This is a genomic window from Granulicatella sp. HMSC30F09, from assembly GCF_001806915.1.
Lineage (GTDB): Bacteria > Bacillota > Bacilli > Lactobacillales > Aerococcaceae > Granulicatella > Granulicatella adiacens.
The window spans coordinates 21,293-28,647 of record NZ_KV786429.1 but is presented as its reverse complement, the minus strand read 5'-3'; the positions used below and the strand labels follow the sequence as shown (position 1 = coordinate 28,647).

Sequence of the window (7,355 nt, the reverse complement as noted above, 5' to 3'; positions counted from 1 at the left end):
AATTTCGGTAAAGGGTCGAAAGCTGACCACTCACCCTCGTATCCTGTGTAGTTGAACTCGTCATCGCAGAAATCGCGTCCACTTCCCAACCCATACGCACATCGTCTTTAACGATGCTTGCGTTGGTTTGGTCCAGTGGTCGATTTCTAACCGCGAAGACTCATATCCTGCTATTCATATCCTCCACCTTCTACTCCGTAGTACTCTTCAAGAGAAAGGCCGGAGTTATAGATGTCTGTTGCTTTGTCGCCTACATAGCGTAAATGCCAGGCTTCGGCTTGGTATCCGGTAATGGCTTCTTTCCCAGCTTGGAATCGGATAATAAATCCATACTCATGGGCGTGGGTGTGGAGCCAGGCGATGGCGTCCTTATTTTCTTCACCGTCTAATAAATTCCCTGTTGTATCTAAGAGATCAAAGGCTAGTCCTGTTTGATGTTCGCTGTAGCCAGGTCTTGCGGAATAGGTATCCGCAGCCTCTTTACCTTCACGAGCGACATAATTGTTATAGAGTTGTTCTTGATATTCATAAGAGCGATATCCGCTGTAAACATCACTAATCGGATATTCCAGTTCTTGCATTTTTTGAATGAGTTTCTTCACTTGTGCCCCAGCGGTAGGATCTTCTCCCGGAGCATAAGTCGAAGGAAGAGCGTGTTTCTTATTGACAACCATTTGATAGCCTAAAGAGACATCCGCCATACCACTTCCTTGAGAGGATTGTTGTTTTTCTGTCGCTATGTCCTTAGTAGAGGATTCTTCAGAGGAAGCCTCTGTGCTAGCAGAAGTTGTTTTTGCCGTTGTCGTTGTGTCAGTAGTTGTGGTTTTTGTTGTTTGCGTAGAGGTTGATGGAGAGGTCGTAGTTTCACTTGGATTGTTTTTATTTGAGCAACCAAGAAGAACTAGGCTCAGTACAACCGCCGATAACAGTTGTTTTTTCACGCGAATCATCCTTTCCTTGTTACTTATAGTGTAGCACAATCTGTGGAGGGTGAGAGGGAAATTTTTAAAAAATTAATGTTTCTAAAAATGCGAACAATGAAATGTAAAACTTTTGTGAATGACAATAAAAATCGTGAAAAAGCTTGCATTTTGCCAAAAAAATGGTATATTATTCGTTAATAAATTTAATCACTGGAGGTTTGTGCGATGTCAAAATGGGAAACAAAATTTCAAAAAGAAGGGTACACATTTGACGATGTTTTATTAATTCCAGCAGAGAGTCATGTATTGCCGAATGATGTTGATTTGCGTGTGCAATTAGCGAAAAATATTCGTTTAAATATCCCTTTAATCAGTGCCAGCATGGATACGGTCACAGATGCGACGATGGCGATTGCGATTGCGCGCCAAGGAGGTCTTGGGGTCATCCATAAAAACATGTCGATTGCTGAGCAGGCGGAAGAAGTGCACAAAGTAAAACGATCAGAGAGTGGCGTTATCATTAATCCATTTTTCTTAACTCCATCCCATAAAGTACAAGATGCGGAAGACCTCATGGCAAAATACCGTATTAGCGGTGTTCCAATCGTTGATGACTTAGAAACACGTCACCTCGTTGGGATTTTGACAAACCGTGACTTACGATTCATTTCAGATTATTCCATTTTAATTGACGAAGTAATGACAAAAGAGCACCTCGTAACAGCTCCAGTCGGCACATCCCTTAAAGATGCCGAAGCGATTCTTCAAAAACATAAAATCGAAAAATTACCTTTAGTAGATGACAAAGGATGCTTAGCGGGATTAATCACCATCAAAGACATCGAGAAAGTCATCGAATTCCCAAACTCTGCTAAAGATGAACATGGCCGTCTATTAGTAGCGGCTGCAGTGGGTATTACTTCGGATACATTTGAACGTGCAACAGCGCTACTAGATGCGGGTGCAGATGCCATCGTTATTGATACAGCTCACGGACATAGCGCCGGAGTGATTCGTAAAATCAAAGAAATCCGTGAAACTTTCCCAGAAGCTACATTAATTGCTGGGAATGTGGCGACTGCTGAAGGAACTCGCGCCTTATTTGAAACAGGTGTCGACGTGGTTAAAGTCGGAATTGGACCTGGTTCTATCTGCACAACTCGTGTCGTTGCCGGTGTCGGTGTTCCGCAAATCACAGCGATTTATGATGCGGCAACGGTAGCTAAAGAATTTGGAAAAGCGATTATCGCAGACGGTGGAATCAAGTATTCAGGGGATATCGCCAAAGCCATCGCAGCTGGTGGACATGCGGTAATGTTAGGAAGTATGCTTGCCGGAACGGATGAATCTCCAGGGGAATTTGAAATCTTCCAAGGGCGTCGCTTCAAGACATACCGTGGAATGGGAAGTCTAGCAGCAATGGAAAACGGTTCAGGGGACCGTTACTTCCAAGCGAAAAACGAAGCCAACAAACGCGTGCCGGAAGGAATCGAAGGACGCGTTGCTTACAAAGGGTCTGCGGCGGATATTATCTTCCAAATGGTCGGCGGACTTCGCTCTGGTATGGGGTATGTGGGGGCGCGTAATTTAGAAGAGCTTCGCGAGAATACGCAGTTTGTGCGTATGAGTGGTGCGGGGCTAAGAGAAAGCCATCCGCATGATGTGCAGATTACGAAAGAAGCTCCAAACTATTCTATCTCATAAAATAAAATATCTTGCGATTATCAGCTATTGGCTTTCATCCTTTCGGATGTTTCCTATAGTAGCTGTAATGGGGCACCGGCTCGAGCCTGTAGTCTCTCGCCTTTAAATCCTCAAAGACGGAGTAAGGAATGAATTCCTAACTCCGTCTTATTCGTTTTAATGCGTATTCTCATTACTGCTACTATGGAATCCGAAAGGACAGCCAATCGCCTCTTAATCGCTTATTATATGAGGTGAATAGTTGAGCTAGAAAGAAAATGAACATCATGTGTGCTTTTCACCACATACGACAAACTGGTACTCTCTTGGAGAGGCAGGGAGGGGAAAGGATATTATGTGTGCCTTTCACCACTCACGACAAACTGGTATTCTCTTTGAGAGTTAGGGAGGGGAAAGGATGTTATGTGTGCTTTTCACCACTAACGACAAAGGGGTAGTCTTTTTGAAGGAGAGAGGGATAGGATATCGTTTGTGCGTTTCACGGCTAATAAGGTGGTGTGTGCTTCTGAACTAAAAATACAAAAGTTTCGGAATAGAGACGGAGCTTTAATAGGAAAGAGTTAAGAAATGTTGATGAAGTGGTACTTAGAGGACTAGTGCCAAGAAATGCGATAAGGGTGCGGTTTTAGTGGGTTTGCTGTTGAAGTTTGGTCTTTAAAATATTAGGAAAAAGGAAAATTAGTTGTTTTTTTAGTGGGTCATCGGTTATGATGAACTTGTTTCTGAAAATTTATGAAAAGCTTTGGAAGGAAGCGACAAGGATAGCGCCAGGCCTGTTTTAAAAAACGGGTGACGAGGAATGAGTTTATCGAAATACTCGGCGGATGACTCAAGGCAGTGCAGTCTACAGCTACATACAAACCATTTTGTAAGGAAATGACAAAATTGATAGCACGCACCAGAAACATAATCAAAAATTACAGAAGTAGGAGGCGCCGAGAGGGACCTCTTATTAAAGGAGTTAAACATTATGTGTGGAATCGTAGGATGTATTGGACATGGAAAAATCCAAACAGTAGTATTAAACGGATTAGAAAAGCTTGAGTATCGTGGATATGACTCAGCAGGATTATTTATTATGGACGAAGATGGCTCAACACAATTAGTAAAACGTGTTGGACGTATTCAAAATCTTCGTGATGCAGTGGATGAAGAAATTCCAGCATTTGCAGGGATTGGGCATACTCGTTGGGCAACACACGGACCAGCGACAGAAAACAACGCTCACCCTCACCAATCACAATCAGGTCGTTTCACATTAGTGCACAACGGCGTAATTGAAAACTATGACGAATTGAAAAAAGAATTCTTAAGTGACGTTGATTTCAAATCTCAAACAGATACAGAAGTTGCCGTAAACTTAGTAGAATACTTTGCAAATAAAGAAAACTTATCAGGGAAAGAAGCGTTCCGTCGTGCGTTGAAAGAAATCCGCGGCTCATTCGCTTTTGGTTTATTAGATAGCGAAAAACCAGGCGTTCTTTATGCAGCAAAACATAAGAGCCCATTATTAGTAGGGGTTGGCGAAGGCTTCAACGTCATCTGTTCAGACGCAATGGCAACAATCGCTGAAACAGACCGTTACATCGAAATCAAAGACGAAGAGTTAATCACTTTAACAGACACATCTGTAGAAATCGAAACAATCGACGGTGAACCAGTAGAACGTGCACCATTCGTTGCAGAATTAGATGCAGACGATTTAGAAAAAGGGGCTTACCCTCACTACATGTTGAAAGAAATGGATGAACAACCAGTTGTATTACGTAAAATCATCCAAAACTATCAAGACGAAAATGGTCAATTACAAGTCGATAAAGAAATCCAAGACAGCATTTTAGCAAGCGACCGCATTTACGTGATTGCCTGCGGAACAAGCTACCACGCAGGATGGGTAGGTAAAGCGTTGTTAGAACAACTTGCTGGAATCCCAGTAGAAGTTCACTTAGCAAGCGAATTTGCATACCACCAACCATTATTATCACAAAAACCATTCTTCATTTTCTTATCACAAAGTGGAGAAACAGCGGACAGCCGTCAAGCATTGGTAAAAGTAAACGAGCAAAACTTCCCATCATTAACAATCACAAACGTGAAAGGGTCAACTCTTTCTCGTGAAGCAAGCTATACTTTACTATTACACGCAGGTCCTGAAATCGCCGTAGCTTCAACAAAAGCTTACACTGCACAAATCGCAGTAATGGCCGTTTTAGCAGACGCATTACGAGCTTCTAAAGGCTTAGAAGCTCCATTCGACATGAAACACGACTTAGGTGTCGTTGCGGCTTCAATCGAGAGCGTATTATCAGACAAACAAGCCGTTCAAGACTTAGTCAAAGAGCGCTTATTAGAAACTCGCAATGCTTTCTACATCGGTCGTCACTTAGACTACTATGTAGCGATGGAAGCAGCGTTGAAATTAAAAGAAATCTCATACGTGCAAACTGAAAGCTTTGCCGCAGGGGAATTAAAACACGGAACAATCGCCCTTATCGAAGAAGGCACTCCAGTTATCGCATTATTAAGCGAACCAGTAGTAGCAAGCCACACTCGCGGAAATATCCAAGAGGTGAAAGCTCGTGGCGCTGTCGTAACAACAATCGCGATGGAAGGCGTTGAACAAGAAGGCGACGATATCATCGTTCCAGCGGTGCCAATCTTACTTGCACCAATCGTATCTGTAGTGGTAACGCAATTAATCGCGTACTACACTTCTCTAGGTAAAGGCTTAGACGTGGATAAACCGCGTAACTTAGCCAAATCGGTTACAGTAGAATAGAAAAAATGGTGGACGGCTGTCCACCATTTTTTGTTTTCGAAGGATGCAAAATCCATTTGAAAAGAAGAGAGAATATAGCCCAAGGGGCTAAAAAATAAACTTCATACCGCTTCGGATATCTTCATAGCTGCGATAATAGCTGTACCGGGGCGAGCCTAGGGTCTCGCTCCCTATCGAGCTTCAAACTGACTCTAGGAAATAAATTTCCAGAGTCAGTAATTCACATCGATTACAATCGCTATTATTGCCGCTATAGAATCCGAAGGGTATTCCGTTTATTTTTTATCCCTGTGTTTGTGCCTTATTTCAAATGGATTTTGCCTTTATTCGAAAGAAAGGGAGAGAAAAATGATATGGAAAGATTATCATAAGATTCCTGCTGCAGATGGATACCGTGCAGTATAATTGGCTTAATCAAAGAAATGATTTGTTAAAAAGTGAGTAGGGGTGCTAATAGAATGTCGATTTCTAAAAAGAAAGCAGGAGTGATACTGCTAATAATCGCAGTGATAGGTTTTGGCTATTGGTTATTTCATGAGGATGAAGTAGTTCCGGACTTTTCATCTAATAATAAAATTGAATTGATTGCCCACGTGCTAAGAAATCGTAATGCGGACAAGATTAGAGAAGCAGGATATGGAATCCCATCAGACTCAGTTATTAGACGTTTAGGTGGTATCGATATGCTTGAAATGGATGGAGAATTGAATTTAAAAGTACGAGTTCCAAGTCCTGATGATAGCGAAATACTTGTTCTTTTTTCAACGGTGGATGATGGAAAGAAAATAAACGGGACTTTCTTTTTAGATAAAGAATGGAATATCATTTATTCAAGCTACCATACGATTGGAGAAGACAATACGAGGAAAGAAGTTAAATTAACTGACTCTCAAGAAAAAGAGTTATTACAGAAAGTTCAGAAGGAATTAAATCAATTTCTAGATAAAATGAAAGAACAATTAGGTAGATAACTAATGTGGATCTTGCCTTCATTCGAAAGAAAGGGAGAAGAGAAATAAGAGTTGGGTGCAGGAAAAATCGTCGCTGCAGGGGTGCGGTGATGAAGGGACGTGACATGCGTTCATATGTTTCTCGCAGTGTAACAGACGAGCAAGCCTTCAAAAAGTGTAGAAGCTAGCTCGAACGAAAAACTAAGGCAGAAATTTAGTAAAGATTACAGACAAGATTACGGAAAATCATGCGGATTTTATAATCGAAGTGATGTGGGATAGCATTCGAAGTGAATTCCGGACTCTTTTAGAGTCCGTTTGAATCTCGAAAGTGCTTGAGACGTAGGCTCAAGCCGGTGCCCCATTACAGCCATTATAAAAAAATCCGCAAGGATTTGAAGGAATCTTGTCTTTGTTTTCTACAGGGGATATTTTAGAAAATTTAGTTCGTTCGAGTAAGCTATAACACCACACAGACATTTTTTTGCGAAGGGGGTGGCTCGTATGTTATAGTGAAGGGAAAGAATGGAAAGCGAGGGACGGTCATGAAGGTTGTGTTCGTCTGCCTGGGCAACATTTGTCGTTCTCCGATGGCAGAAGCTGTATTTAGAAAAATGGTTCATGAAGAAGGATTGGAAGATAAAATTACGATTGATTCCGCTACGACAAGTACGTGGGAGCATGGGAATCCGGTGCATCACGGCACTCGGAAGAAACTCGAGGAGCACGGCATTTCCGCAAAAGGGCTTGTGTCACGGACGTTGGATGCGACGGACCTGGACGCAGACTACATTCTTGGAATGGATGCGTCGAATGTGCGTAATATTCACGCTTTTGTCGATGGAAAATCGGATGCGACGGTGGCTCGCTTGTTAGAAGTGGCAGGAGTGCCGCGCGATATTGCCGATCCGTGGTATACAGGAGACTTTGATGCGACGTACCGTGATGTGACATTGGGATGCAATGCGCTCTTAGAACAATTAAAAAAGGAATTATAGT

General features: G+C 42.3%; 5 protein-coding genes. 4 read left to right on the top strand and 1 reads right to left on the bottom strand.

Going from position 1 to position 7,355, the window contains the following annotated elements; genetic code table 11:
* Positions 1-170: 170 nt before the first annotated feature.
* A complete protein-coding gene (locus tag HMPREF3103_RS06550) occupies positions 171-950 on the bottom strand; it encodes a M15 family metallopeptidase (RefSeq protein WP_070438461.1) in 780 nt (259 codons plus the stop codon).
* 198 nt (positions 951-1,148) lie between these two features.
* Here HMPREF3103_RS06550 and guaB point away from each other — a divergent pair, with 198 nt between their 5' ends.
* The 4 genes from guaB (at position 1,149) to HMPREF3103_RS06530 (ending at position 7,354) form a co-directional block, all read left to right on the top strand.
* Positions 1,149-2,627, top strand: coding sequence for an IMP dehydrogenase (gene guaB / locus HMPREF3103_RS06545; protein WP_005606346.1), 1,479 nt, complete (start codon positions 1,149-1,151; stop codon positions 2,625-2,627).
* A 970-nt stretch (positions 2,628-3,597) separates the two neighbouring features.
* On the top strand, positions 3,598-5,406 hold the full coding sequence (glmS, locus tag HMPREF3103_RS06540) for a glutamine--fructose-6-phosphate transaminase (isomerizing) (protein WP_070438457.1): 1,809 nt from the start codon (positions 3,598-3,600) through the stop codon (positions 5,404-5,406).
* A 458-nt stretch (positions 5,407-5,864) separates the two neighbouring features.
* On the top strand, positions 5,865-6,377 hold the full coding sequence (locus tag HMPREF3103_RS06535; protein WP_070438454.1) for a hypothetical protein: 513 nt from the start codon (positions 5,865-5,867) through the stop codon (positions 6,375-6,377).
* Positions 6,378-6,901: 524 nt separating this feature from the next.
* On the top strand, positions 6,902-7,354 hold the full coding sequence (locus tag HMPREF3103_RS06530; protein ID WP_070438452.1) for a low molecular weight protein-tyrosine-phosphatase: 453 nt from the start codon (positions 6,902-6,904) through the stop codon (positions 7,352-7,354).
* Position 7,355: the final 1 nt, after the last annotated feature.